Annotated in this window: 22 protein-coding genes, 1 tRNA gene and 1 pseudogene; 15 read left to right on the top strand and 9 right to left on the bottom strand. The window is 63.6% G+C overall.

Translation table 11 applies throughout. The annotated features are described in order from the left end of the window. Positions 1–3: 3 nt before the first annotated feature. Positions 4–399: a hypothetical protein gene (locus K2W81_RS03955; RefSeq protein WP_294101583.1), complete on the top strand. Its 396-nt coding sequence runs from the start codon at positions 4–6 to the stop codon at positions 397–399. Here the strand turns inward: K2W81_RS03955 and K2W81_RS03950 are convergent. From K2W81_RS03950 to K2W81_RS03940, 3 genes are all read right to left on the bottom strand, one after another. Then, positions 396–1,901 (bottom strand): MFS transporter, encoded by a 1,506-nt coding sequence (locus tag K2W81_RS03950; RefSeq protein WP_294101580.1) that lies wholly within the window; start codon positions 1,899–1,901, stop codon positions 396–398. The two genes, K2W81_RS03955 and K2W81_RS03950, sit on opposite strands and share 4 nt — an antisense overlap. A 262-nt stretch (positions 1,902–2,163) precedes the next feature. Then, on the bottom strand, positions 2,164–3,405 hold the full coding sequence (locus tag K2W81_RS03945; protein WP_294101577.1) for a carbohydrate porin: 1,242 nt from the start codon (positions 3,403–3,405) through the stop codon (positions 2,164–2,166). Between the two features lie 62 nt (positions 3,406–3,467). After that, positions 3,468–4,490, bottom strand: coding sequence for a LacI family DNA-binding transcriptional regulator (locus K2W81_RS03940; protein WP_294101574.1), 1,023 nt, complete (start codon positions 4,488–4,490; stop codon positions 3,468–3,470). Positions 4,491–4,765: 275 nt separating this feature from the next. On the opposite strand from K2W81_RS03940, the gene K2W81_RS03935 reads away from it, so the two are divergent. The 8 genes from K2W81_RS03935 to K2W81_RS03900 all read left to right on the top strand — a co-directional run bounded on the left by K2W81_RS03935 (position 4,766) and on the right by K2W81_RS03900 (position 18,264). After that, entirely contained in the window at positions 4,766–7,486 is a 2,721-nt protein-coding gene (locus K2W81_RS03935) for a TonB-dependent receptor (protein ID WP_294101573.1), read from the top strand. A 66-nt stretch (positions 7,487–7,552) separates the two neighbouring features. Beyond that, on the top strand, positions 7,553–9,067 hold the full coding sequence (locus K2W81_RS03930; RefSeq protein ID WP_294101571.1) for a tryptophan halogenase family protein: 1,515 nt from the start codon (positions 7,553–7,555) through the stop codon (positions 9,065–9,067). Continuing rightward, positions 9,064–10,863 (top strand): alpha-amylase family glycosyl hydrolase, encoded by a 1,800-nt coding sequence (locus tag K2W81_RS03925; protein ID WP_294101569.1) that lies wholly within the window; start codon positions 9,064–9,066, stop codon positions 10,861–10,863. The genes K2W81_RS03930 and K2W81_RS03925 overlap by 4 nt, the downstream gene beginning before the upstream one ends. Further along, on the top strand, positions 10,863–12,491 hold the full coding sequence (locus K2W81_RS03920) for an alpha-glucosidase (RefSeq protein WP_294101567.1): 1,629 nt from the start codon (positions 10,863–10,865) through the stop codon (positions 12,489–12,491). Before K2W81_RS03925 ends, K2W81_RS03920 begins: the two co-directional genes overlap by 1 nt. 28 nt (positions 12,492–12,519) lie before the next feature. Further along, a complete protein-coding gene (locus tag K2W81_RS03915) occupies positions 12,520–14,550 on the top strand; it encodes a glycoside hydrolase family 97 protein (RefSeq protein WP_294101683.1) in 2,031 nt (676 codons plus the stop codon). Further along, entirely contained in the window at positions 14,547–15,476 is a 930-nt protein-coding gene (locus tag K2W81_RS03910; protein ID WP_294101565.1) for an alpha/beta hydrolase-fold protein, read from the top strand. The genes K2W81_RS03915 and K2W81_RS03910 overlap by 4 nt, the downstream gene beginning before the upstream one ends. Further along, positions 15,469–16,974, top strand: coding sequence for a tryptophan halogenase family protein (locus K2W81_RS03905; RefSeq protein WP_294101562.1), 1,506 nt, complete (start codon positions 15,469–15,471; stop codon positions 16,972–16,974). The genes K2W81_RS03910 and K2W81_RS03905 overlap by 8 nt, the downstream gene beginning before the upstream one ends. Before the next feature lie 9 nt (positions 16,975–16,983). After that, positions 16,984–18,264, top strand: coding sequence for a sugar MFS transporter (locus K2W81_RS03900; RefSeq protein ID WP_294101559.1), 1,281 nt, complete (start codon positions 16,984–16,986; stop codon positions 18,262–18,264). An 8-nt stretch (positions 18,265–18,272) separates the two neighbouring features. Here the strand turns inward: K2W81_RS03900 and K2W81_RS03895 are convergent. Then, positions 18,273–18,348: transfer RNA gene (locus K2W81_RS03895), tRNA-Ala, on the bottom strand. Between the two features lie 145 nt (positions 18,349–18,493). Between K2W81_RS03895 and K2W81_RS03890 the strand changes: the two genes are divergently transcribed. Beyond that, positions 18,494–19,483, top strand: a complete 990-nt coding sequence (locus tag K2W81_RS03890) for an NADP-dependent oxidoreductase (RefSeq protein WP_294101557.1) — start codon at positions 18,494–18,496, stop codon at positions 19,481–19,483. Between the two features lie 7 nt (positions 19,484–19,490). Here K2W81_RS03890 and K2W81_RS03885 read toward each other — a convergent pair whose 3' ends face one another. From K2W81_RS03885 to K2W81_RS03870, 4 genes are read right to left on the bottom strand one after another with little or no spacing between them, the layout of a single operon-like run. Continuing rightward, the gene (locus K2W81_RS03885) at positions 19,491–19,949 is read right to left on the bottom strand and encodes a PIN domain-containing protein (protein ID WP_294101555.1); all 459 of its coding nucleotides are present in this window, start codon (positions 19,947–19,949) and stop codon (positions 19,491–19,493) included. Then, positions 19,946–20,176, bottom strand: coding sequence for a type II toxin-antitoxin system Phd/YefM family antitoxin (locus tag K2W81_RS03880; protein ID WP_294101553.1), 231 nt, complete (start codon positions 20,174–20,176; stop codon positions 19,946–19,948). Before K2W81_RS03880 ends, K2W81_RS03885 begins: the two co-directional genes overlap by 4 nt. Before the next feature lie 44 nt (positions 20,177–20,220). After that, positions 20,221–20,793: a GNAT family N-acetyltransferase gene (locus K2W81_RS03875; protein WP_294101551.1), complete on the bottom strand. Its 573-nt coding sequence runs from the start codon at positions 20,791–20,793 to the stop codon at positions 20,221–20,223. 53 nt (positions 20,794–20,846) lie between these two features. Beyond that, positions 20,847–21,776 carry a neutral zinc metallopeptidase gene (locus K2W81_RS03870; protein WP_294101550.1) on the bottom strand — a complete coding sequence of 310 codons (930 nt, stop codon included), beginning with the start codon at positions 21,774–21,776 and terminating at the stop codon, positions 20,847–20,849. Positions 21,777–21,906: 130 nt separating this feature from the next. On the opposite strand from K2W81_RS03870, the gene K2W81_RS03865 reads away from it, so the two are divergent. The 5 genes from K2W81_RS03865 (at position 21,907) to K2W81_RS03845 (ending at position 25,282) form a co-directional block, all read left to right on the top strand. After that, positions 21,907–23,109, top strand: a complete 1,203-nt coding sequence (locus tag K2W81_RS03865; RefSeq protein ID WP_294101548.1) for a patatin-like phospholipase family protein — start codon at positions 21,907–21,909, stop codon at positions 23,107–23,109. Continuing rightward, entirely contained in the window at positions 23,099–23,884 is a 786-nt protein-coding gene (locus K2W81_RS03860; RefSeq protein WP_294101546.1) for a 3-hydroxybutyrate dehydrogenase, read from the top strand. Before K2W81_RS03865 ends, K2W81_RS03860 begins: the two co-directional genes overlap by 11 nt. Positions 23,885–23,949: 65 nt before the next feature. Further along, a complete protein-coding gene (locus tag K2W81_RS03855) occupies positions 23,950–24,609 on the top strand; it encodes a DUF4893 domain-containing protein (RefSeq protein ID WP_294101544.1) in 660 nt (219 codons plus the stop codon). Between the two features lie 54 nt (positions 24,610–24,663). Further along, on the top strand, positions 24,664–24,891 hold the full coding sequence (locus K2W81_RS03850) for an AbrB/MazE/SpoVT family DNA-binding domain-containing protein (protein ID WP_294101542.1): 228 nt from the start codon (positions 24,664–24,666) through the stop codon (positions 24,889–24,891). A gap of 1 nt (position 24,892) precedes the next feature. After that, positions 24,893–25,282: a type II toxin-antitoxin system death-on-curing family toxin gene (locus K2W81_RS03845; protein WP_294101541.1), complete on the top strand. Its 390-nt coding sequence runs from the start codon at positions 24,893–24,895 to the stop codon at positions 25,280–25,282. Between the two features lie 108 nt (positions 25,283–25,390). On the opposite strand, the pseudogene K2W81_RS03840 reads toward K2W81_RS03845, so the two are convergent. Further along, positions 25,391–25,653: pseudogene (locus K2W81_RS03840) on the bottom strand (isocitrate lyase); the annotation flags it as partial.

Genomic DNA, 25,653 nt, shown 5'->3' with positions numbered 1-25,653 from the left:
CATATGATCTATATTCTGCTCAATCTGCTGCCGATCGCGGTCGCGACGATCATTGGCCTGGCGATTGGCTATGCGTGGCATGTAACGCTCGGCGGTGGCGGGCGGATTGGTGGTGGCACCGTCGCGCTGGCGGCGGCAGGCGAATTCTGGCTGGCGGCGATCCTGGCGGGGGCGCTGATCCTCGCCCCGCCCAAGGCCGATCCCTGGGTGATGGCGATCGGCAGCGCTGTCGTGATCTGGGCGGGGTTCGTGCTGCCCGCCGTCGCGATCAGCCTCGCGCATCGCCGCGTGGCTGTGGGCGGCGTGATCAGCGAGGCGCTGCACTGGCTGGTGGTGATGACCGTGCAGGCGGTGGCGATGAAAGCGATCGGCCTCGTGCCCCCGCCGGTGGGCAGTTAGCGTGCTTCCTCCTGCACGCGCAGCGTCGCGAGGGCTGCGAGCACCATCACCCCGGCCGCAAATGCCATTGTCCAGATCGGCTGCCCCGGAAACCAGGCCTTCATCGCCGATCCCATCAGCGTCGAGACCAACAGTTGCGGGATGACGATGAAAACATTGAACAGCCCCATGTAAATGCCGAGCTTGGCCTGCGGCAGTGACGAGGCGAGGATTGCATAGGGCATCGCAATAATCGACGCCCAGGCGATGCCGATCCCGACTTCGCTGATCAGCAGCAGTTCGGGCGAGCGGATGAAGAAGAAGCTGGCATAGCCCGCCGCGCCGCAGAGCAGGCCGATCATATGCGTGCGTACCTTGCCGAACCGGCGCGCGAGCAGTGGCAGCAATGTCAGCGCTGCAACCGCCGAGACGCCATTATAGGTCGCGAACAGCACATCGACCCAATTGCCCGCGCGCTGGAACGCCGCGCTCGTCGTGTCGCTTGTCCCATAGGAATATTGCGCGACGATTGCGGTCGTGTTGATCCACATGATGAACAGCGCCGACCAGCTGAAGAACTGGACCAGCGCGAGCCGCTTCATCAGCACCGGCATGCCCGAAAAGTCGCCGACGATATGCCCGAGCATCGACGCCCCGCGCCCGGCGCGGGCGAGCCGGATCGCGATAATGCTCGCGATGCCGTAAGCGATCAGCAGGCCGCCGAGCAGGTACATTTCCTGCTGGAGCGCAAAGCGATAGACGAAGAGTAATACCGCGATACCGCCCGCGACCCACGCAAAACTGCTCGTCAGCGTGCGCGCGGCGAGCAGGCGGATTGTCTCGCCCTGGTCGTGTGTATGGCCGCCGTCGAACGCCGCCATTTCGTCGGGGCTGTACTCGCGTGTTGACACCACCGTCCACACGACCGCGATCAGCAACGCGGCACCGCCGAACCAGAAAGCGTAGCGCACCGTGTCGGGAATCGTCCCCGCAGCAGCCGTGTTGGCGACGCCCGCCCATTCGAGCAATTTGGGGAAGATCGAGCCAACCACCGCGCCGGCACCGATAAACGCCGTCTGGACCGCATAGCCTGACGCATGCTGATCCTTGGGCAGCATGTCGCCGACGAACGCGCGAAACGGCTCCATCGAGATGTTGAGCGAGGCGTCGAGTATCCACAGCATGAAGGCGGCAAACAGCAGCGCGGGCGCGAGCGGCATGATGAACAGCGACAGCGCGGCGAGGATTGCCCCGGTCAGGAAATAGGGCCGCCGTCGCCCGAGCGCGCCAAGCCAGGTACGGTCCGACATGTGCCCGATGATCGGCTGGACCAGCAGACCGGTGAGCGGTGCGGCGACCCACAGCGCGGGCAGCTTGTTGAGGATGTTGGGGTCATCCGGCGACAGCGTCTGGAAAATCCGGCTCATATTCGCGTTTTGCAGCGCAAAGCCGATCTGGATGCCGAAGAATCCGAATGAGATGTTCCAAAGCCCCAAGGCTGACTGGCGTGGCCGCTCGCTCACGGTATCTCCCCGATTTTTTCTGTTTTGTTGCAGCAAGCGTGGCAGGGTGAGCGCCTAGCGGCAATCCCGGTGCTGACTGAATTCGAATGCGTGGCGTGCGTGGCCTGTGAGGTTGCAGCAATTGTCGCCCCACACAACCCGCTTGCCCTGAGCTTGTCGAAGGGCCGTCCTTCTTTTGCGATCAGGTCGAAGAAGAAGGGCGGAGCTTCGACAAGCTCAGCACGAACGGTCTGAGAATGAGTGAGCAAACACAAGCGTTGCGTCAGCGCCCGATCCTGACGCGCAGCGCGATCACGGTTGCATCGCCGACCGTCGGCTGGCCGCCGGGGTTGACGACATATTGCAGATCCGGCTGGACGCTCAGCCAGTCCGTCAGTGTGAGTTTGTAGGTCGCCTCGAAGATCACCTCACGGCGATCGGACGGGGTGCCCGCCAGCGCCTGCGCGCGGCGGTATCGCTCGCTGAAGTTGGCAACCGCAATCGAGACCCCGACCTGATCGTCGCGGCGTTTGCCAATGCCGCTCTGGACGATGCCGCCGCCCAAATAGCTCACCACCGGATTATACCGTGGGTCGGCGATCCCGAAGCGGACCCAGCCCGACAGCCCCGCCGGATCATCGTCGATGCCGCCGTGCAGGCGATGCTCGACCAGCGCATAGGCGCCGTGATTGCCGCGCCCCGATGGCGCCCCCGCGCCCGCGAGCACGTCATCGAAGCGCGATGTGTAAGCCCAGCCGCCGATCGCTGCCTTGGTGCCGCCGCGCCGGTAATCGACCTCGCCGACGATCAGCGCGCCATCGCTCCCCGACAGACTGACCGCCGTGCGCGCAGGCCGCGCAGGGTCGCCGGACACGCCGTCAAGCACCGCGACGCGCGCGCGCCAGCGCTGGCCGATCCGCAACTCGCCGCGCACGCCAAGCGACGTCACCGGAAAGATCGACGGGCCATTTTGGCCCGATTGCGAGAAATCAGGCCCGATCCCGTGCGACGACAGCAGGAACAGCGCGCCGCTCTGGGTCGTGTCGAATTCCGAGTTGAGATTGTACAGCCCGGCCTTGATCGAGGCCGATGCGCCGATATCCTGCTCGATCCATGCCTCGAACAGGCGCAGCGCGCGGATGCCGGTCTCGATATTCGACACCGTCTGATAGTCGCCGACCAGCGATGACGAGAAGGACGTACCGTTGTTATACAGCAGATAGACGAACGCGCGCGCACCGCGCCAGCCGATCAGCCGGTCGGCGTCGGCGGCGATCTGCAGGTCGAGATTGTCGAGATAGCGCACCCCGCGCGCGAGGCCACCGTCGACATTGCCGTCGACCTCGGCGGTATAGACGGCCGACAGCACAATCGGCTTGGTCTTCTCCTCGACCATGCGTTCGTTCGCCGATTTGGGTCCGCCGCTTGGGCGTTGGTCCTGCGCGATGGCGGGTGTCGCGCAGGCGAGCGCCAAAGCGGCGCTGAGCAGGGTACGCGAGCGCGATTGGATGCTGGCCCCTCGCATGCTGGTGGGCATAATCGTTGCGACCAGATTCGACCAGCGGCGGCGGCGTACCTGCGTCCCCTTCAGGTGCCGCTTGAGCGCCGCACGACCAGCCGCCCGGGGAGGGTGACGCTGGCCACCGGTTCGTCGCGGATCAGCCCGAGCAACGTGTCGACGAGCACTTCGCCCGCCGCGAGATAATTTTGCGCGATCGTCGTCAGCGGCGGATGGGTGAGGCTCGCTGCCGGGATATCGTCAAAGCCGACCACCGCGATATCGCCGGGGACGCGCAGCCCTGCCTCTTCCAGTGCTGCCAGCGCACCGATCGCGATTGTGTCCGATGCGGCGAAGATCGCGTCGAAGGGGGTTCCGCGCGCGATCAGGACACCGACCGCGTCATAGCCCGCCTGCTGGGTGTTGAGCGCATCGACCACCAGCGCCGGATCGGGTTCGATCCCGGCGGCGCGCTGCGCGGTGCACGATCCGCGATGGCGATCGTCGAATTCGGGGTAATGGCTCGATGCCTGGCCGATGAAGGCAATCCGCCGTCGGCCGTTCGCGATCAGATGCGCCGCTGCATCGCGCCCGCCCGAAAAATTGTCGCAGCCGATCACCGTGCCGGGCTCGCCCGCCTGCACCGATCCCCAGCGGACGAAATGCGTGCGCTGCGCGATCAGCATGTCGAGCCGCGCGCGATACTCCTCATAATCGCCGTAACCCAGCAGGATGATGCCATCGGCCTTGTGGCTGTCTTCATAAGCGACGTGCCAGTCGCTCGACATCTGCTGGAACGAAGTGAGCAGGTCATAGCCGCGCAACGCGCAGGTGCGCGTGATCATGCCGAGCATCGACAGGAAGAACGGATTGATCAGTGACTGGTCAGGCGTCGGATCCTCGAAAAACAGCAGCGCCAGCGTGTTCGACTGGCCGCGCCGCAGCGACGACGCGTTCTTGTCGACGGTGTAGTTCAACTGCCGCGCGATCGCCTCGATCCGCTTGCGCGTCGCCTCGCTGACCGAAGGGCTACCCGACAGCGCGCGCGACACCGTCGGCTGGGACACGCCCGCGAGCTGCGCGATATCGAAAGAGGTCGGTTTTTCCTTCATGCGGCGGCGCTGCGCCTCTCCTGTGCCGCCAGTCTCCCTGGTCGTTGCGCCACGCTAACCACCCGCCCCGGCAGGGGGAAGGGGCTTATTGAATACGTATGTAATGTTGTTGGCTTTGTGGCCGCATAGCCACATTCAGGCACACGAAGAAATTTGGGGCGCATATAGGCGCTTCGATCACCACGGCCCCGATCTACCGTTAGAAGCGGAGATGGGCCATCAGGAGGGGCAACAAGAAGATGATCCGTAGCAAATCCGCTTTCGCTGAAAAAACGATGCGCGGCGGTCTGCGCGCGCTGGCGATCGGCTTGATGGCAACGACTGCCTCAGCTGCCTTTGCCCAGACCGCGCCGGCCCCCGCCGATGATGCAGCCGCAGCGGAAAAAGACGATGTCATCGTCACCGGGTTCAAAAAGTCACTCGAAAGCGCGACCAACACCAAGAAGAAGATCGACCAGATCGTCGAATCGGTGACGGCCGAGGACATCGGCAAGCTGCCCGACGCATCGATCGCCGAATCGATTGCGCGCCTGCCCGGTTTGACGACGCAGCGCCTCAATGGCCGTGCCAACGTCATCTCGATCCGCGGTTTTGGTCCCGATCTGTCGACGACGTTGCTCAACGGTCGCGAACAGACCTCGACCGGCGACGCGCGTGCGGTCGAATTCGACCAGTATCCGTCGGAAGTCGTCAGTCAGGTCGTGGTCTACAAAACGCCGGTCGCTTCGCTGATCGGTCAGGGCCTGGCCGGCACGGTCGACATCCGCACGATCCGCCCGCTCGACGTCAACAAGCGCGTGATCGCCATCGGTGCGCGCGGCGTCAATGCCGAGCTTGGGGCGCTGAACGCCGGATCGACAAACTTCGGCTATCGCGTGAACGCCACTTATGTCGATCAGTTCTTCAACAACACACTCGGCATTTCGCTGGCAGCGTCATATCTCAACGAGCCCGATCAGTTTCAGGAATTCAACAGCTGGGGTTATGCTGGCAATGGTTCGGCGGGCGCACCGTTTCTGATCGGCGGCAATCGGTCGTTCGTGCGCTCGAACCAGCTCAGCCGCTTCGGCTTCGTCGGCACGGTGCAGTGGCGCCCGCGCCCCGAACTGACCATGACGCTCGATGGTTTCTATTCGGATTTCAGGGATAACTCGATTGGTCGCGGCATCGAATTGCCGCTCGGTTTCGGCGGCGGCTTCAACGTGTTGCCGGCCACCAACACGCGGGTCGTGAACGGCGTCGTTACGTCGGGCAGGTTCGACAATGTCCGCGGGGTGGTTCGCAACGATCCCGCCGAGCGCAATGCACAGCTGACGTCGCTGGGCTACAATATCGCCTGGAAGGGCAATGACGGCTGGAGCGCGTCGTTCGACTTCGGCTATTCGCGCACCGATCGCAACGAGCTGATCTTTGAAAGCTATTCGGGCACGGGTTTCAACGGCGACGATGCACGGCCCGGTTTTCCGCTCGGCACCAGCCCGGCCGGTTCGATCGGGTTCGAGCTGCGCCCGACGGGTGCGTTTTATTCCAGCACGCTCAACTACAGCGATCCCAATGTTGTCCGGCTGACCGATCCGCTCGGCTGGGGCGGCGGCACGGTGCCGCAGGCGGGTTACTTCAACAACCGCATCGTGCAGGACGATCTCAAACAGTATCGGCTTAAGGTCGAACATGAATTCGGCAGCGATTTCTTCATCAAGTCGGTTGAGTTCGGCCTGGGCTATATCGATCGCAACAAATCGCTGACTCCTGATGAATCGTTCATCCGATTGGCCAATGGTGCGACTTCGCTCGCCATCCCGACGCAATTCCTGCAGCGGCCGACGCAGCTCTCCTATCTCGGGCTCGGACCGGTCGTCAGCTATGATCCCCGCCAGCTGCTCAACGCCGGCGTTCTGACGCTGGAAAGCCGCACCACCGCGAACGATGTTCTGGCCAAGGCCTATAGAATTTCCGAAAAGCTGATGCAGGCCTATATCCAGGGCAATCTGCAGGGGCAGCTTGGGGCGGCACAGATCACCGGCAATTTCGGCTTGCAGATCGTGACGACCAATCAACGGTCTTCGGGTCTGGTTTTCCCCGGTGGCCAGCGCCAGCAGATCAGCCTGGGCGCAAACTACACCGATTTGTTGCCGAGCTTCAACATTTCGGCGCGCTTCCCGAACGACTTCGTGGTCCGCTTTGCGGCAGCACGCGAAATCCAGCGTCCGCGGCTCGACGATCTGCGCGTCGCGATCGAGTATGGTTACAACACTCAGACGCAGCTGATCCAGGGTAGCGGCGGTAACCCGTTGCTCCAGCCCTATCGTGCCAATGCCTTTGACCTCAATTTCGAAAAATATTTTGGCGGCAAAGGCTTCATCGCCGTGCAGCTGTTTTACAAGCAGCTCGAAAATTATATCTTCGGCGGTCGGTTGAATAATTTCAATTATGGTGGCTTTCCGACGCCACCGAACACGCCGGTGGGCACCCCGACGATCGGCATCCTGAACGCGCCGGTCAATACCAGGGGCGGCGAGCTGTACGGCGTTGAGCTGTCGACGACGATCCCGTTCGAAGTGATCACCCCGGCGCTTACCGGCTTCGGCGTCACCGGTGGCGGCGGTTATAGCATTTCGCGTATCCGCAACGATCTGGGTGCGATCCAGGCGATCCCCGGCTATTCGAAGTGGACCGCAAGCGGCACCTTGTTCTGGGAGCAATATGGCTTCTCGGTGCGCGGCAGTGTGCGCTATCGCTCGGACTTCCTCGCCGAGGTGTCGGGCTTTGGCGCTAACCGCGAAGTGCGTACCGCTGTTCCTGAAACCCTCGTTGACGCTCAGGTCGGCTATGATTTTGGCAGGGTTGGTCCGCTGGCCGGGGTGTCGGTGTTCTTCCAGGCGCAGAATCTGACCAACGAGCGCTTTGCCACCATCGTTCAGGGCAATCCGCTGCTGGTGCGCGATTATCAGGTCTATGGCCGTCGCTACTTTCTTGGCGCTGGCTTCAAGTTCTGACGAACCTGGCTTACCGTCCCGCTGCCGCAGTGCGGCAGCGGGCGTAACCTTGCGAAGAGTGTGATGATGAACGAGGCCAGCCGGCGGAATATCGTCATCATCGGTGGCGGCACGGCAGGCTGGATGGCGGCTGCCGCGCTCGCGCGGTTCGTGGGCGCGATTGCCGATATCCGCCTGATCGAATCGGACGAGATCGGCACCGTGGGTGTCGGCGAAGCGACCATCCCGCAATTGAAGCTGTTCAACGCCGGGCTTGGCATCGACGAGCCTGACTTTGTGCGGGCGACACAAGGTACCTTCAAGCTTGGCATCGAATTTGCCGGGTGGAGTGGCGCCGACAGCCGCTATATCCACGCCTTTGGGTCGGTCGGGCGGCCGCTTGGGCTGCTGCCCTTCCACCATTATTGGCTGCGGCACCGGGCGCAGGGCGGCGCGGCATCGCTGTGGGACTTCTCGTCCGCCGCTCAGGCCGCCGCGCGCCATCGCTTTGCGCCGCCCGGTGACCGACCGGGGCAGTTGCCGAGCGGCTATGATTACGCCTTTCACTTCGACGCCGGGCTCTATGCCGCGTTTCTGCGCCGTTATGCCGAAGCGCGCGGCGTGGTGCGGACCGAGGGGCGGATCGGCGCGGTCCACCTACGCCCCGACGACGGCTTTGTCGAAGGCGTGACGCTTGCGAGCGGTGCGCGCATCGACGGCGACTTGTTCATCGACTGCTCGGGCTTTCGCGGGCTGGTGATCGAAGAGGCCCTGCACGCGGGCTATGAGGATTGGTCGCACTGGCTGCCGTGCAATCGTGCGCTTGCCGTGCCGTGCGCGCGCGTCGCCCCGCTGACACCTTTTACCCGCGCTTCGGCACGGGATGCCGGGTGGCAATGGCGGATCCCGCTCCAGCACCGCACCGGCAATGGCTATGTCTATTGCAGCGATTTCGTGAGCGACGATATGGCGGCTGAGACATTGCTGGCCAACCTCGACGGCGCGCCGCTCGCCGATCCGCGTCCGCTGAAGTTCGTGACGGGCAAGCGGAAAGCTGCCTGGGTGAAGAATTGCGTCGCGCTGGGGTTGGCGGCGGGGTTTATGGAGCCGCTTGAATCAACCTCCATCCATCTGGTGCAGGCCGGGATCGCACGGCTACTCCAGCTCTTCCCGACGCGCGGGTTCGACGCCGCCGATATCGCCGAATTCAATCGCCAGACCGACTTCGAATGGCGCGCGATCCGCGATTTCCTGATCTTGCACTACCACGCCAACGCCCGCGACGGTGGGTTCTGGGCGGCGTGCCGCGACATGGCGATCCCCGACAGTCTCGCCGCCAAGCTCGACCTGTTTCGCGCGAACGGGCGGCTGTTTCGCGAGCATGAGGAATTGTTCACCGAAGTCGGCTGGTTGCAGGTGCTGGTCGGCCAGGGTGTAACACCTGCCGGCTATCATCCACTCGCCGACCAGCTTTCCCCCGAGGAGCTTGCCGAATTTATGAGCCTCGCCAAACGCCATGTCGATCAAGTGGTCGGGCGCCTGCCCGACCACGCCGAGTTCATCGCGCGGCACTGCGCTGCCGATCAGCAGGTGGCGGCATGATCCGCCGGTTGTTGCTGAGCGCGCTGCTTGCGGCGACCGCAGCGGTGCCTGCGATCGCGCAGGATTATCGGGCGCGCCTGCCCGAAGACGAAGTCATCTATTTCGTGCTGCCCGATCGCTTCGAAAATGGCGATCCGGCGAACGACCGGGGCGGCCTGAGCGGCGACCGGTTGAAGACGGGGTTCGATCCGGCGGCCAAGGGCTTCTACCACGGCGGCGACCTGAAGGGCTTGATCAAGCGGCTCGATTACATTCAGAATCTCGGCGCGACCGCGATCTGGGTGGCGCCGATCTTCAAGAACAAGCCCGTGCAGGGGCCGCCGGGACAGGAATCCTCGGGCTACCACGGTTACTGGATCACCGATTTTACGCAGGTCGACCCGCATTTCGGCACCAATGCCGATTTCAAGGCGCTGGTTGACGCAGCGCACGCGCGCGGCGTGAAAGTGTATATGGACATCGTCGTCAATCACACCGCTGACGTCATCCAATACCGCGACTGCCCCGGCGACTGCGCCTATCGCAGCAAGGCCGACTACCCCTTTTCGCGCCGAGGTGCCGCTGGCGGTGCGCCGATCAACCCGGGCTTCTTGGGTGATGCCGTGCAGACGCCGGAGAATTTTGCGCGGCTGACCGACATGAACTTCGCTTATCAGCCCTTCGTGCCCAAGGGCGAGGAACACGCCAAGGTTCCTGATTGGCTCAACGACATTCGCTATTACCACAATCGCGGCAATTCGTACTGGAAGGGCGAAAGCGTCGTCTATGGCGACTTTGTCGGGCTTGACGATGTCGCCACCGAAAATCCGCGCGTTGCGCAAGGGTTCATCGACATTTTCGGCCAATGGGTCGACGATTTCGGTATCGACGGCTTTCGCATCGATACGTCGAAGCACGTCAATTCCGAATTCTGGCAGGCCTTCGTCCCGGCGATGAAAGCCCGCGCCAAGGCGCGCGGCATCGCCAATTTCCACATCTTCGCCGAAGTCATGGTCGACGGCACCGACAGCGCGACGCTGGCGCGGTATAACCGCACCGATCGCTATGATTCGCTCGACTTCGCCTTCACCTGGGCCGTGGTCGAATCGCTCGGCACCAATCGTGGATCGGAAGCGCTCGAGCGGTTGTTCGCCAATGATATCCTGTTCGAGGGCGGCCCGGATGCCGCGCGACACATGCCGACCTTTCTGAGCAATCACGATATTGCGCGCTTGGGGACGCATCTTCGCAAAGCGCGACCGGGCATCTCGGACGACGAACTGTTCGCGCGGGTGAAGCTCGCGCACGCGATGCTGCTGACCTTGCGCGGCGTGCCGACGATCTATTCGGGCGATGAGCAGGGCTTTGTCGGCGACGGTGGCGATCAGGACGCGCGCGAGGACATGTTCGCGTCGAAGGTAGCGGTCTATAACGATAATGTCCTGCTCGGCACCAAATCGACCACCGCACAGGCCAATTTCGACGAAGCGCATCCGCTCTACAGGTTGATCGCCGATCTCGCGAAGCTGCGGGTCGCGCATCCCGCATTGACGCGGGGGCGCACGGTCGTGCGCGCGGTCGGCAAAGAGGCTGGCGTCTTTGCCGTATCGCGGATCGACGCGGCGAGCGGGCAGGAGGTCCTCCTCGTGTTCAACACGACCACCAAGCCGATCAGCGCCAATGTCGCGATTGACCCCGCGACCACCCGGTTCAGCGCCTTGCGTGGCACTTGCCCCGCAGCGCCGATCGCACCCGGCAGCGTCGCGATCACGCTTGCCCCGCTCGACTTCATGATCTGCAAGGCAGAACGCCCCTGATGACTGACGCGCTTGCCCGACAGCCCCGACCGAGATTGACGCGCGAATGGTGGCGCGGGGCGACGATCTATCAGGTCTATCCGCGCTCCTTCGCCGATTCGAATGGCGACGGGATTGGCGATCTGCCGGGCATTACCGCACGGCTTGAGCATATCGCGTCGCTCGGCGTTGATGCGGTGTGGTTGTCGCCCTTCTTCCCGTCGCCGATGAACGACTTCGGCTATGACGTGAGCGATTATTGCGACGTCGATCCGATTTTCGGCACGCTCGCCGATTTCGACGCGCTGATCGCGCGCGGGCACGAACTCGGGCTCAAGATCATCATTGATCAGGTCTATGCGCACACGTCGGACCAGCATGACTGGTTTACGCAGAGCCGCAGCGACCAGAGCAATGCGAAGGCCGACTGGTATGTCTGGGCCGACGCCAAGCCCGATGGCTCGCCGCCGAGCAATTGGCAGTCGGTGTTCGGTGGCCCGGCCTGGACCTGGGACGCGCGCCGCCGCCAATATTACATGCACAATTTCCTGAGCAGCCAGCCGCAGCTCAACGTGCATCATCCTGATGTGCAGCAGGCATTGCTCGATACCGCCGCTTTCTGGCTCGATCGTGGGGTCGACGGATTCCGCGTCGATGCGATCAATTTCGCGATGCATGATCCGGCGCTGACCGATAATCCGCCCGCGCCGCCCGGCAATGGTCTTCGCACGCGCTCGTTCGACTTCCAACTGCACATCCACAACCAGTCGCATCCCGACATCCCGGGCTTTATCGAGCGGTTGCGCAGCCTGCTCGATAGCTATGGCGAGCGCTTCACGGTGGCCGAAGTCGGCGGCAACGACAGCGACCGCGAGATGAAGGCGTTCACCGCCTATGATCGGCGCTTCAATTCGGCCTATGGCTTCGACTTTCTCTATGCCGCGCAGCTGACGCCCGCGCTGGTGCGCGAAGCCGCCGAATGCTGGCCCGACGTGCCCGGCATGGGCTGGCCGAGCTGGGCGTTTTCGAACCACGACGCGCCGCGCGCCGTGTCGCGCTGGGCGCCGCCGCATGCGCGCGATGCCTATGCGCGGATGGCGATGCTGTTGCTGCTGTGCCTGCGCGGCGATGTCTTCATCTATCAGGGCGAGGAACTCGGGCTGCCGCAAGTCGCGATCGGCTTTGACGAGTTGCGCGACCCTGAAGCGATCGCCAACTGGCCGCTGACCTTGGGCCGCGATGGCGCGCGCACGCCGATGCCGTGGTGCGGGGGCAGCGCCGGGCTAGGCTTCAGCGAGGCCAAGCCGTGGCTGCCGATTGGCGAGGAACACGCGGCGCTGGCGGTGGCGGTGCAGGACGACGATCCGGAATCGATGCTCGCGCTCACGCGTCGGATGGTCGCGCTGCGCCAATCGAGCGATGCGTTGCTGGTCGGCGACATGCGTGTGGTGGCAGCCGCCGACAACATCCTCGCGTTCGAACGTGCGGTCGCGGGCGAGCGGTTGCTGTGCGTGTTCAATCTGGGCGAGGCGCCGGTCGACTGGCAGCCCGCGCAACCCGGCGCGTGGCGGGTGATCGAATCAGTGGGATTGGTGAATGACTGGCGGCTCGGTGGTTTTGCCGGTCTGGTCGCGCGCCATGTTGCGTAACAGGAGAATGACGATGTGGCGGCGGATGATGATGGCGCTGGCGGCGATGCTGCTGACCGGTGGTCCGGCGCTGGCGCAGGACAAGCCCGTCGCGCAGGTGAGCTCGCCGGGTAATATCGTCTCGGCGGCGTTGTACGTCGATGGCGACGGGCGCGTCCTCTATACCGTAAGCCGTCGGGGCAAGCCGGTAATCAATCCCTCGCGGCTGGGTTTCCTGTTCACCGACCAGCCCAAGATCGAACGCAACCTGATGTTTGTCTCTGCCAGCACGCGTGACGCCGATGCGACATGGGAACAGCCCTGGGGTGAATGGCGCACGATCCGCAATCACTTCCGCGAACTCACGGTGCGCTTCAAGGACAAGGGTGCGCTTGGCCGCCAGTTCAACGTCGTCTTCCGCCTTTACGACGACGGCGTCGGCTTTCGCTATGATTTCCCGGAACAAGCCGCGCTCAAGACTGCCAATATCGCTGACGAGCTGACCGAATTCGCCTTTGCGAGCGGCGGCACCGCGTGGTGGAAGCCCGCCTTCCTGTGGAATCGCGAGGAATATCTCTACAACAAGACGCCGCTGTCCGCGGTCGGCACAGCGGACACGCCCGTGACGATCAAGCTCGACGACGGCACCTATGTGGCTTTGCACGAAGCCGCGCTGGTCGATTATTCGGGGATGGCGGTCGCGCGGACCGAGGGCAACACGCTGCGCGCGGCGCTGACCGCCGGAGCCGGGCGCCCCAAGGTCACGCGTGTCGGTGCTTGGCATACGCCGTGGCGCACGCTGATCCTCGCCGATGATGCGCCGGGCATTTACATGAGCCACCTGATGCTCAACCTCAACGAGCCCAACAAGCTCGGCGACATGAGCTGGTTCAAGCCCGGCAAGTTCGTTGGCGTGTGGTGGAACCTGATCAAGGGCGAGTGGAGCTGGGCACGCGGGCCCAAGCACGGCGCAACGACCGCCAATGTCAAACGCTATATCGACTTCGCCGCTGCCAATGGCCTTGCCGGTGTGCTTGTCGAGGGCTGGAATGTCGGCTGGGACGGCGACTGGTTCGGCAATGGCAATGACATGAACTTCGCCCAGCCAACGGCGGATTTCGATGCCGACGCGCTCGCGGCCTATGGCAAGGTCAAGGGCGTGCGGCTGATCGGCCACCACGAGACCGGTGGTTCAGCGAGTCATTATGAGAACCAGTTCGACGCGGCGTTCAAATTCGCCGCCGATCACAACGAGATGGTCGTGAAGACCGGCTATGTCACCGACGCCGGCCAGATCGAGCGCGTCGATGCCGATGGCACGCCCTTGCGCGAATGGCACGAGGGGCAGTGGATGGCGAACCACCACATCCGCGTGCTCGAAGCCGCCGCCAAGTATAAGGTCGCGATCGACAGCCATGAGCCGATCAAGGGCACCGGGCTGCACCGAACCTATCCCAATTGGGTCGCACGCGAAGGATCGCGCGGGATGGAGTATAACGCCTGGGGCAACAAGAACCCTCCCGAGCATGAAGCCAATCTGGTATTCACGCGCATGCTCGAAGGGCCGATGGATTTCACCCCCGGCGTGCTGAGCCTCACGGGCCAGGACAACAGCGACATATGGTCGACCGAAGCCAAGCAGCTCGCGCTTTACGTCGTGCTCTATTCGCCCGTGGTGATGGCCGCCGACACGCCCGAAAATTACGCGCAGCACATGGCCGCATTCCAGTTCATCAAGGATGTGCCGACCGATTGGGAAGACACGCGCGTGCTGGCGGGCGAACCCGGCGATTATGCGGTAATCGCGCGCAAGGTGCGCGGCGGCGCGGACTGGTTCCTCGGCGCGGTCGGCGATGAAGAGGCGCGGACGCTGACGGCGAAGCTCGACTTCCTCGATCCCGGCAAGACCTATATCGCGCAAATCTATCGCGATGCGCCCGATGCCGACTATCGCACCGACAAGCGCCATGCGATCGTGATCGAAAGCCGCAAAGTCACCGCCGCCGATACGCTGACGCTCGCGCTGGCACCCGGCGGCGGGCAGGCGATCCGCTTCGTGGCGCCAAAGGGGAAGAAATGATCCGTGCGCTGATCCTGCTGCTGGCGATGCTTTTCGCGGGTCCCGTGCTGGCGAAGAAGGCGCCGGTTGCCGTCACCGGCAGCTTCGTCGATCTGCCCAAATTCGGCTCCGTCAACATCGGCCCGTCGCACGTCACGATCTGGCTCCCGCCTGGCTATGCTGGCGGCAAGCAGCGCTACGGCGTGGTCTATATGCAGGACGCGGAGAATCTATTCTTTCTGAAGAAGTCTATTTTCAACAAGATATGGGCGGCAGACAAGTCGGTCATGCGGCTGGTGGCGGCGAAGCAGATCGATCCCGTGATCATCGTCGGCATCTACAGTCACGGTACCGATCGGGCGCGCACCTACATGCCGCAGCGCGTGTATGAGGCGCTGTCGCCCGCCGTTCGCGCCTATGGTCAGCCGTTCGTGCAAGGGCCGATCCGGTCGGACGCCTATCTGAAGTTTCTGACCGGCGAACTGAAGCCGATGATCGACAGAAGGTACCGGACCAAGCCCGACCGCGACCATACCGCGATCGTGGGGTCGAGCATGGGCGGGCTGATCTCGCTCTATGCGATTGCCGAATATCCGCAGGTTTTCGGCAAAGCGGGTTGCGTCTCCACCCATTGGCCGCTGATCGACCCGGTCCGTGCCGACGAAAACCGGGCCGAGATCAACGGCGTATGGACCAAATATCTGACCGAGCGGCTTGGCCCGGCGTCGGGGCGCTACATATGGTTCGATCATGGCGACCAAACGCTCGACCAATATTATGGGCCGTGGCAAACGGCGGTGGACGCGACGCTGATCAGGGTCGGCTGGCGGCCGCAGCAAGATTATGAGACGCGCAGCTACCCCGGCACCGCGCATGAGGAAAATGCCTGGAATGCGCGGCTCGACGAGATTTTCGGCTGGTTGCTCGGCCCGCATGTGAATGACTGAAGGCGCGCGTCGCATTGTCGTGCTCGGCGGCGGGACTGCCGGCTGGATGGCGGCCAATTTGTTCGCCCACGCCTGGCCCCGCGCGCGCGTTACGGTCATTGAAAGTCCCGACATCGGCATCATCGGCGTCGGCGAAGGATCGACGCCGCAGTTGAAGGCCTTCTTCGACCGGCTTGGCATCGCCGAGCGCGACTGGATGCCGGCGTGCAACGCGACTTACAAAAATGGCATTGCCTTTCACGGCTGGTCGGAGCGGGCAGGGTGCGAAAGCTATTTCCACCCATTCCCCGGCGCGCTCGATGTCCACACCGGCGAATCCTTCTTCAGCCACACCGTCGCGCGGCGACAGGGCATCGCCGCCGAGGCGCATCCCGATCGCTTCTATCTGCCCGCGCGCCTCGCCGCCGAGCAGCGCGGGCCGAAGCCGAGCGAGAATTTCCCGTTCGAGCCGAGCTATGGCTATCATTTCGATGCCTATCTGGTCGGCGCTTACCTCCGCGATCATGCCACCGCGCGCGGGGTGGTCCATCTTCCGCTGCGGGTAACCGAGGTCCGCGTCGGCGCCGATGGGCAGGTGGCCGCGCTGATGACCGAGGATGGGCAGGCAATCGAAGCGGACCTGTTCGTCGATGCCAGCGGTTTCAGGAGCGTGATCGCACAGGAAGCGCTCGGTGCGCGCTTCCGGTCGTTCGCCGACAATCTGTTCAACGATTCAGCGGTGGTGATGCCGACCCCGCGCATGGGCGAGGCGATCAACGCGCATACCAAGGCGACCGCGCTGTCGGCGGGCTGGTGCTGGGACATTCCGCTCACCAATCGCACCGGCAATGGCTATGTCTATTCCTCGCTCTATCTGACGCCCGAGCAGGCCGAAGCCGAGCTGCGCGCGCATCTGGGGCTGACCGATGACGCGCCAGCCGCGCGCCACCTGAAGATGAAGGTTGGTCGAGTCGAGACGAGCTGGACCGCCAATTGCCTGGCGGTCGGGCTGTCGCAGGGTTTTATCGAGCCGCTCGAGGCGACCGCGCTCCACATTGTCCAGGCGACGGTCGAGGGCTTTATCAACGCGTGGGCTGCAGGAGGCTTCACGCCGCGCCACCGCGACAAGTTCAATGCATCAATTGCCGCGCGTTACGACGGGATCCGCGACTATATCGTCTGCCATTACCGCGTGAATCAGCGCACCGACACGCGCTATTGGCGCGACAATGCGGCAAACACGCATCTGTCGGATTCGCTCAAAGCATTGCTGCATTGCTGGTATTCAGGCGGCGATATGGTCGCCGAAGTCGCGCGTCAGCGGATCGAGGGTTATTATTCGCCGATGAGCTGGTATTGCCTGTTGTCAGGCTATGGTAGCTACCCACCCGACGCGCAGCTCCGCGTGGTCGATGGCGGCGCCGACATGGAGAGGATCGACGATTTCATGGCGCGTTGCGCCAGCAATTTCGCCCCGCATCACCAACAACTTGCCGCGCTTGGCGCACCACATTCGTAAGGATTTTTGATGGCTCTAGCCCCGTCCGCGCCAACCCAATCCGACGCCGCCAGCGAAGGCGTGAACGCGCCTGACTTGCAGATTTTCGTGTTCGCGCTGTTCTTCATCTTCGGCGGCATCACCAGCCTGAACGACGTGATCATCCCGAAGCTCAAAGATTTGTTCACGCTCAATTATTTTCAGGCGTTGCTGGTGCAGTCGGCGTTCTTCGCCGCTTATTTCATCTTCTCGATTCCGGCCGCCGCGATCGTGCGCAAGACGGGCTATATGCGCTCCGCGTCGATCGGGCTCGTCATCATGACGGCGGGGTGTCTGCTCTTCATCCCGGCATCACAGTCGGGGACGTTTGCGGTGTTCCTGTTCGCGCTGTTCGTGCTCGCGGCGGGCATCACAACGGTGCAGGTGGTCGCCAATCCGCTGATCTCGCTGCTCGGCAAGCCCGCGACGACGTCGAGCCGCCTCACCTTTGCGCAGGCCTTCAATTCGCTCGGCACGACGATCTTTCCGATTGTCGGCGGCTATCTCATCCTCGGCAGCCTCGCGAAGGTCGATCCGAAGACGCTCAGCGGTGCCGCGCTCGACGCGTATCGCACGGCGGAGACGCAGGTCGTCGTCAACACCTATCTGGCGCTGGCGCTGGCACTGGTGATTGTCGCGGGGGTGGTGTGGACGCGGCGCAATCGCCTGCCCAATGTGGTGGAGGATAGCGGCAGCGTGTTGCGGGCGTTCAACCTGCTCGGACGACCACGCTTCGGCTTCGGCGCGGCCTGCATTTTCCTGTATGTCGGGGCCGAAGTCGCGATCGGATCGCTGATCGTCAATTATCTGGTCCAGGCCGATGTGTTCGCCATCGGCGCGGTCGCGGCATCGACTTATGTCGGCTTCTATTGGGGCGGCGCGATGTTTGGGCGTTTCATCGGCACCGTCGTGCTGCGCTTCGTTTCGCCAGGGCTAGTGCTCGCGGCGGTGGCGACGGGATCGATCACGCTCATTCTGGTTACGGCCAGCACGACCGGCCAGATCGCGGGTTGGTCGATGCTGGCGATCGGGTTGATGAACGCGATCATGTTCCCGACGATCTTTTCGCTTGCCAGCGAAGGCCTCGGCAAGCGCGCGGCCGAAGGATCGGGCATCATCGCGATGGCGATCGTCGGCGGTGCGGTCATCCCGCCGCTGACGGGGCTGATTGCCGATGCGAGCAACCTGCGGTTCGCGTTGATCTTGCCGGCGGCCTGCTATGCGATCATTGTGGCTTACGGGATTTATGCGCGCCGCCCGGCGATTGGATGATCGGGCGGTGGTGGAGCTGAGGGGAATCGAACCCCTGACCTCTGCAGTGCGATTGCAGCGCTCTCCCATCTGAGCTACAGCCCCGCCGCCGGAGCGGACGCCATTACCGGCAGTTTCGCGCCGATGCAACTGCGCGGCAGCGCGCTCCATCAGCCCCTTTTTTGCGTTGCATGCTGCAACGCTTCGCGCCTAGGCTCGGCGGCGAAATCATAAATTGAGGAGAGAGCGCATGGCACAGGCATGGACTTTGGCATCACGTCCGAACGGCACCCCGACGCACGATAACTTCGCGCTGATCGATGTCGCGTCGCCCGCGCTCGAGCCAGGTCAGATCCGCATCGCCAACCACTGGCTGTCGGTCGATCCCTATATGCGCGGGCGGATGAACGATGTGAAAAGCTATACGCCCCCCTTCGTGCTCGGCGAGCCGATGCAGGGCGGCGCGGTCGGTGAAATCACCGAGAGCGCGGCAGAGGGCTTTGCCGTGGGCGATCTGGTGCTGCACATGGCGGGCTGGCGCGACGAAGCAGTGATCCCGGCCAGCCAGGCCCAGCGCGTGCCCGCGCTCGGCGTCGATCCGCAGGCGTTTCTGGGCCAGCTCGGCATGCCGGGGATGACCGCCTATTTCGGCCTGCTCGAAGTCGCGAGTGCGAAGCCCGGCGATGTCGTGTTTGTCTCGGCAGCGGCGGGGGCGGTCGGTTCGACCGTGGTGCAGATCGCCAAGGCCAAGGGCATGACCGTGATCGGCTCGGCCGGCGGCGCCGACAAATGCGCGTGGGTGTCCTCGCTCGGTGCCGATGCGGTGATCGATTACAAGGACGGCACGCCGCTGATCAAGCAGCTCGCCGCCGTCGCGCCCAATGGCATCGACGTCTATTTCGACAATGTCGGCGGCGAACATCTCGATGCCGCGCTCGGCCTCGCCAATGAACGCGCGCGTTTTGCGATTTGCGGGATGATCGAGATGTACAACACCGGCGCGCCGACCGAGCTACGCTTTGCCGCGCGGATCATCGGCGCGCGCATCCGCATCCAGGGCTTCATCGTCAGCGATTACATGAGCCGGGCGGGCGAATTCTACAACGAGATGGGCGGCTGGCTCCAGAGCGGCCAGCTCGTGCGCGAAGAAACGATTCACGAAGGGCTGGCGAGTATGCCTGACGCCTTTCTTGGTCTGTTCAGCGGCGGCAACAAGGGCAAGATGCTGGTTCGGGTTTGACCAAGCCTTAGCTGACGAGTGCCGCAAGCTTTGGGTGGCGGACGGGCGCGAGCGGGTTGACGATCGTCAACCCGCGCACGACAAAGCCATGCTGCATGTCCTCCGAAAACAGCAACGTGCATCCGGCCTCGATCGCGGCAGTTACGATCAGCGCATCCCAAAACTGGAAGTGGTGGTCGACCATCAGGTCGGTCGCCGCGACCATGGTTTGACGCTCGCTTGCCGCCGTGCCGAAGCCATCAGCAGTTTCAAGAACGATGGCCCGTGCTTCTTCGGCACTTTTGCCTGCGCGCCGAAGCACGACGATCAACTCTCCGAGCGTTTGCGCCGGCGCAATGAGGGTCGTCTGACGCGCGAGATCGGCAATCAGCCGCCGGATGGCGTGAATTTTGCCGTCATCTTCGGCAGCACGCCTGACCCCAACCAGATAAGCGAGGATGTTCGTATCCAGCGCAACGCGCTTCATTCGTACAAATTGTCGCGTGTCCAATCGCCCGCTGTGCAGAAAGGCAGGGTTTCGACGAACGCGAGCAGCCGTTCAATTGCCCGCTGTTCGCTTTCGCGGTCCACGGGAAGCACACGAGCGACGGCCCGGCCCCGCGACATGACGGTGAAACTCTCGCCTTCAGCTACCTCACGCAACACTTCTGAAAAGCGTTGGTTGGCATCACTTGCTGAGATCGCTCGGTCCATTCGAGCAATTTAGTGGTAAAGCCTAAAATATGCAACCGCTGCTGTCACGGCATGATCTGCGCCGTGGTCCAGGGGGCGCGTGCCTGCCAACCGATCGACTGGTAGAGCGCTCGCCCCATGTCGGTGGCGGCGAGGATGCCGTGCTGCGCCCCGCGACGCGCGCCTTCGGCGCCGAGCGACTGCATCACCGCCCGACCAAGGCCAAGGCGGCGATAGGGTGCTTCGACGTGGATGCGGTCGTGGAGCGCCCAGCCGTCGATCACGGTCAGCAAGCCGCGCGCGGTGGGCGTGCCAGCGGCGGCGGTTACGCGAACCGCGACGACATCTCCAAGATCGTCCAGGTTGAGCGCGAATCCATCGGCGAGCGGGGCGGCGCCCGTCGGCAGCGCGTCGAGCGTCATCATCGTACCGGTCTGCTCGACATGCCAGCACGGCGGCAGCAGGGCTTGGACGGCCTCTGGGACGATCCATGTCTTGAGGAAGATGCCCGGTTGGTCGATCCGCGCGCCAACCTCGGCGATACCGGCGGGCGGGTCGGGGAACACGAAGCGGCGAATCTGGTCGGGCTGACCCACCTCGATCCGCAGCGCATGCCCTTCAACAATCGGCGGCGGCACGCGACGCGTTCGCGCCCAACCCGTCGCAAAGTGCCGGATCAGCGTAGGCTCGATCAATTCGCCCCGCTGAAAGTATCGCACTGGTTCGGATCGCCGGTGTCGAGCCCGCGCTTGAGCCATTTCATCCGGTCGGCGCTGCTGCCGTGGGTGAAGCTGTCGGGGACGACGCGGCCTTGCGCTTCGCGTTGCAGCGTGTCGTCGCCGATCGCGTTCGCCGCCGTCAGCCCTTCCTCAATGTCGCCCGGATCGAGCCGATCCTTGTTCACCGCACCCCAGACCCCGGCATAGCAATCGGCCTGAAGTTCGAGCTGTACCGACAGCGCATTGCCCTCGCGCTCGCTTGCGCGCCGCTGCGCGCGCGACACCTTGTCCGATGTGCCGAGCAGGTTCTGGATGTGGTGGCCGAATTCATGCGCCATCACATAATTGGCGGCAAAATCGCCCTTCGCGCCGAAGCGATTGGCAAGTTCATCGAAGAAGCTCGTGTCGAGATAAATGCCTTGATCGCCGGGGCAATAAAATGGCCCCATCGCCGCCTGTGCGGCGCCGCAGCCCGACCGGCCCGAGCCGCCATAAAATTGCAGCATCGGCGGGTCATAGGCTTGGCCCGCTTGCTTGAACAGCGCGCGCCACGTGCGGTTGGCGGAGCTGAAGGCGTCGCAAGCGGCTTTGCTTGCAGCATCGACACGGCAGGCTTCGGCCGCGCCGCCCTGACCAGTGCCAGCGGGCGGTGCGGAGGCGACCGGGCCAGAACTCGGCGCGCCGCCGCCGGTCGACAGCAACGGCAGACCGCCGCCGACGAAGAACAGTACCGCGAGGAGCACCGCCACGCCGCCGCAGCCGAAGCGGCTGAACACCAACGGCAGCAGCCCAAGCAGCAGCCCGCCGCCCCCGCCCCCGCCGCCGCCAAAGCCGAATCCGCCGCCGCCCTGGCCGCGCTGATCGCCCACTTCGATATCATTGTCGAAATCGTCGAGCCGCATCATCGCCCCCTGTGGTTAAGCGGCATGAATGCGCAACTCGGTGCGGTGTTGCAAGCGATCAGACGCGGCTGGGACGCTGGTCGCCGAACGGGCGTTGATTGGCCCTGCGAATGGGGCCAAGGAAGCGGCCATGGCCACCCCCGACTCCCCCCGCCGTCAGCGCCGCGCCAAGGCAATGCCGCTCCCCGATTGCGTCGCGCTGGTGCTACAGGGGGGCGGTGCTCTGGGCAGCTTTCAGGCCGGCGTTATCGAAGGCCTGGCGGCCAGCGAGATCGAGATTGATTGGGTCGCGGGCATTTCCATTGGGGCGATCAACGCGGCAATCGTCGCTGGCAATCCGCCCGAACGCCGCGTCTCGCAATTGCGCAGCTTTTGGGACAGGCTGACCAGCGCGCTGCCGAGCTTTCCGATCTTTCCCAATGATCATGTCCGCGAATTTTTGCATGAATGGTCGGCGGGCATGGTGATGGCGGGCGGCGTGCCGGGGTTTTTCAGCCCAAGGTTGCTGCACCCAAGCTTCGCCACCCCCGGATCGATCGCGGCGCTAAGCTATTATGATTCGACGCCACTTAAAAAGACGCTCGATGATCTGATCGATTGGGATCTGGTGAATGATGGCCCAATGCGGCTTTCGGTGGGTGCGGTCGATGTCGAAAGCGGCAATTTCCGGTATTTCGACACCACCACCGACCGGATCGATGCACGCCATATCATGGCATCGGGCGCGCTGCCGCCGGGCCTGCCGCCGGTGGAGATTGACGGGCGCTGGTGGTGGGATGGCGGCCTGGTGTCGAACACCCCGCTCAGCCATGTGCTCGACAATCAACGGGAGCCGTTGCTGGCATTCCAGGTCGACCTGTTTCCAGCGAACGCCGAGCAGCCACGAACGATCATGGACGTCGTCACGCGCCAGCAGGAAATCCGCTATTCAAGCCGCACGCGCCAGATTTCTGACCAGGTGATCAAGCTGCGCCGTGAGCGCGAGGCGATCAACAAGGTGCTGGCAAAGCTGCCGCCCGAATTATCCCAGGACCCCGATGTCGCTGCGCTGGCCGCGATGGCCGACGAACATCCGGTCAGCCTCGTCCAGCTCATCCACCGCCCCACTGAATGGGAAGGCGGATCGCGCGGTTTCGAATTTTCGGCGCGGACGATGCACGAACACTGGATGGCGGGCGTTATCGCGATCGAGCAGACAATGCTCGGCGCCGAACTCATCGCCCATAACATCGCCGATGGGACGACGGCGGCGTTTGATCTCTGCGCGCTGAATGGCGTGAAGCACAGCAATCCTTGCAAATCCCGACCTGTGGAGTCAGCAAATGTTCCTTAAAGGTAAAAGCGCGATCATTACCGGCTCGACGTCTGGCATCGGGCTTGAATACGCAAAGGCCTTCGCGGCCGAAGGCGCCAGCGTGATGATCAATGGCTTTGGCGACGCCGCCGCTATCGAGGCCGAGCGTGCCGCGCTCGAAGCGATAAGCGGTGCCAAGGCGCTTTACGACGCGGCCGACATGACCAATCCCGATGCGATCGCCGCGATGGTCGCGCGCTGCCATGCCGAACTGGGCGGCCCCGACATTATCGTCAACAATGCCGGCATCCAGCATGTCAGCCCGATCGAGGAGTTCCCGGCCGACAAGTTCGAAGCGATCATCAAGATCAACATGACATCGGCCTGGTATCTGATGCGCGCGGCGGTGCCGCACATGAAGGCAGCCAAATGGGGCCGGATCATCTCGACCGCGTCGGCGCATTCGCTGGTCGCGAGCCCCAACAAGTCGGCCTATGTCATGGCCAAGCACGGCATCATCGGGCTGACCAAGACTGTTGCGCTCGAAGTTGCGACGTTCGGGATTACCGTCAATGCGATCAGCCCCGGCTATGTCTGGACCCCGCTCGTTGAAAAGCAGATCCCCGATACGATGGCGACGCGCGGGCTGACCCGCGAGCAGGTCATCAACGACGTGTTGCTCGACGCGCAGCCGACCAAGGAATTCGTGACATCGGAACAGGTCGCCGCGCTCGCGCTTTATCTGTGCCGCGATGAGGCAAAATCGATCACCGGAACCAATTTGTCGATCGATGGTGGCTGGACCGCCGCCTGACCGTTGAAACGCCTTGGCAATCCCGATTCCGCGTGATTGATTATGCGCGCGGCCGGGGGAGAATAATGCGTAGGATGATTGTGTCGGCAATGTTGCTGGCGGGTGCCGCGTTGGTGCCCCCCGTACAAGCAGCGGACGCCGAGGAACTCGACTGGCGGCGCGTGGCAACGGCGAGCGACCGGACGCGGCTGCGCAACTGGCGGCAGGCGTGGATCGAAGCGCTTGATCACGCGCGCAAGGCGAATGTCGACAAGATCGTTGCAGGCGGCGCGCTGTTCGACCCCGACCGCGCCTATTCGGGCGCGATACCGCCGGCCGGGCGCTATCGCTGCCGCGTTTTCAAGCTCGGCGCCAAGGGCACGGCGATGGCCGAATTCACGAGCTATCCCGATTTTGCCTGTCGGGTCGGGACTGATGGCACGCTGCCAACCTTCTACAAGCTCGAAGGCGCGCAGCGTCCAGCGGGAGCGTTCTTCCGCGATACGGCGTCGCGCGCAGTGTTTCTCGGCACGCTGGTGATCGGCGACGAGCGGCGCGCGATGCAATATGGCCGCGATGCCTCGCGCGATCTGGTTGGCTATGTCGAGCGCGTTGGCGACAAGCGCTGGCGGCTGGTGCTGCCCTACCCGCGCTTCGAATCGATCCTCGACGTGGTCGAGCTGGTGCCTGAGGGCAGCACTGCGGTGCCGCCGCCGAGCCCCGCCGCAACGACGATGCCGCGCTAGGCGTTTGGCAACGCGCCGGTTGCAAAGGGCGTGGCTGAATGTTATAACTTTTGTATGAACAAGCCACTCAAGCTCATCAAGATCGGGAATTCCACCGGCGTCATCCTGCCCAAGGACGTGCTGGCGCGCCTGCGTGTGTCACTGGGGGATGAGTTGAGCGTCGTCGAAACGCCCGAGGGCGTCTCGCTCTCGCGGACCGATCCTGAATTTGAGGATCAGATGGCGGTTGCGCGCGAGGTGATGGCGCGCCGCCGCAATGCGCTGCGCGAACTGGCCAAGTGATATGGTCGACAAAGACTGGATCTGGGTCGACCTGAAGGTCGCGCTGGCCGCGCACGAGGAGCAGCTTGCCGAACATGGCGGGGCTTCGGGCGTGCGTGATCTCAACATGCTCGAAAGCGCTATGGCGCGTCCGCTTAACCTCGTCGCTTATGGGGAGCCTGACGTTGCCGAGCTGGCCGCGAGCTATGCGTTCTGGATCGCGAAAAACCATCCGTTTGTTGATGGCAACAAGCGGACGGCAGCGGTCGTGAGCGAAACCTTCCTTGTCCTCAATGGGTATGAGCTGACATGTAGTGACGTTGAAATGGTGACGACCTTTCTGGCGCTCGCGGCGGGTGAACTCACCGTCGAGGCGCTTGCCGACTGGTTCCGCGAACATATCTCCGCCTGAGTTGCCCATGAAAATGCCCGCCGGAGTCGTCCTCCGGCGGGCACCTTTCCTCCCCAGGAAAGCGGTACCGCGCGTTTTCGCGTCGGCCCGAAACTGAAAGGCTAGCGATCAGGCCGCTTCGGTCGCGAACTGTGCCGCCTCGGTCGATTCGGCCAGCGCGGTGGTCGAGCTTTCGCCGCCCGCGACTGCTTGCGCGACCAGATCGAAATAGCCGGTGCCGACTTCGCGCTGGTGGCGCGTCGCGGTGTAGCCGTTCACTTCGGCGGCGAATTCGGCCTGCTGCAGCTCGCTATAGGCCGCCATGCCGCGATCCTTGTAACCGCGCGCCAGCTCGAACATGCCGTAGTTGAGCTGGTGGAAGCCGGCGAGCG

The sequence above is a fragment of the Sphingomonas sp. genome, from assembly GCF_019749955.1.
Classification (GTDB): Bacteria; Pseudomonadota; Alphaproteobacteria; order Sphingomonadales; family Sphingomonadaceae; genus Sphingomonas.
This window is presented reverse-complemented; position numbering and strand designations above follow the sequence as displayed.

What these genes read in the sequence shown, in the direction of transcription:
- K2W81_RS03955 (WP_294101583.1), top strand. Translation starts at nt 4, where the DNA reads ATGATCTATATTCTGCTCAATCTGCTGCCGATCGCGGTCGCGACGATC.
- K2W81_RS03945 (WP_294101577.1), bottom strand. Translation starts at nt 3,405, where the DNA reads ATGCGAGGGGCCAGCATCCAATCGCGCTCGCGTACCCTGCTCAGCGCC.
- K2W81_RS03940 (WP_294101574.1), bottom strand. Translation starts at nt 4,490, where the DNA reads ATGAAGGAAAAACCGACCTCTTTCGATATCGCGCAGCTCGCGGGCGTG.
- K2W81_RS03935 (WP_294101573.1), top strand. Translation starts at nt 4,766, where the DNA reads ATGCGCGGCGGTCTGCGCGCGCTGGCGATCGGCTTGATGGCAACGACT.
- K2W81_RS03930 (WP_294101571.1), top strand. Translation starts at nt 7,553, where the DNA reads ATGAACGAGGCCAGCCGGCGGAATATCGTCATCATCGGTGGCGGCACG.
- K2W81_RS03925 (WP_294101569.1), top strand. Translation starts at nt 9,064, where the DNA reads ATGATCCGCCGGTTGTTGCTGAGCGCGCTGCTTGCGGCGACCGCAGCG.
- K2W81_RS03920 (WP_294101567.1), top strand. Translation starts at nt 10,863, where the DNA reads ATGACTGACGCGCTTGCCCGACAGCCCCGACCGAGATTGACGCGCGAA.
- K2W81_RS03915 (WP_294101683.1), top strand. Translation starts at nt 12,520, where the DNA reads ATGATGGCGCTGGCGGCGATGCTGCTGACCGGTGGTCCGGCGCTGGCG.
- K2W81_RS03910 (WP_294101565.1), top strand. Translation starts at nt 14,547, where the DNA reads ATGATCCGTGCGCTGATCCTGCTGCTGGCGATGCTTTTCGCGGGTCCC.
- K2W81_RS03905 (WP_294101562.1), top strand. Translation starts at nt 15,469, where the DNA reads ATGACTGAAGGCGCGCGTCGCATTGTCGTGCTCGGCGGCGGGACTGCC.
- K2W81_RS03900 (WP_294101559.1), top strand. Translation starts at nt 16,984, where the DNA reads ATGGCTCTAGCCCCGTCCGCGCCAACCCAATCCGACGCCGCCAGCGAA.
- K2W81_RS03890 (WP_294101557.1), top strand. Translation starts at nt 18,494, where the DNA reads ATGGCACAGGCATGGACTTTGGCATCACGTCCGAACGGCACCCCGACG.
- K2W81_RS03885 (WP_294101555.1), bottom strand. Translation starts at nt 19,949, where the DNA reads ATGAAGCGCGTTGCGCTGGATACGAACATCCTCGCTTATCTGGTTGGG.
- K2W81_RS03880 (WP_294101553.1), bottom strand. Translation starts at nt 20,176, where the DNA reads ATGGACCGAGCGATCTCAGCAAGTGATGCCAACCAACGCTTTTCAGAA.
- K2W81_RS03870 (WP_294101550.1), bottom strand. Translation starts at nt 21,776, where the DNA reads ATGCGGCTCGACGATTTCGACAATGATATCGAAGTGGGCGATCAGCGC.
- K2W81_RS03865 (WP_294101548.1), top strand. Translation starts at nt 21,907, where the DNA reads ATGGCCACCCCCGACTCCCCCCGCCGTCAGCGCCGCGCCAAGGCAATG.
- K2W81_RS03860 (WP_294101546.1), top strand. Translation starts at nt 23,099, where the DNA reads ATGTTCCTTAAAGGTAAAAGCGCGATCATTACCGGCTCGACGTCTGGC.
- K2W81_RS03855 (WP_294101544.1), top strand. Translation starts at nt 23,950, where the DNA reads ATGCGTAGGATGATTGTGTCGGCAATGTTGCTGGCGGGTGCCGCGTTG.
- K2W81_RS03850 (WP_294101542.1), top strand. Translation starts at nt 24,664, where the DNA reads ATGAACAAGCCACTCAAGCTCATCAAGATCGGGAATTCCACCGGCGTC.
- K2W81_RS03845 (WP_294101541.1), top strand. Translation starts at nt 24,893, where the DNA reads ATGGTCGACAAAGACTGGATCTGGGTCGACCTGAAGGTCGCGCTGGCC.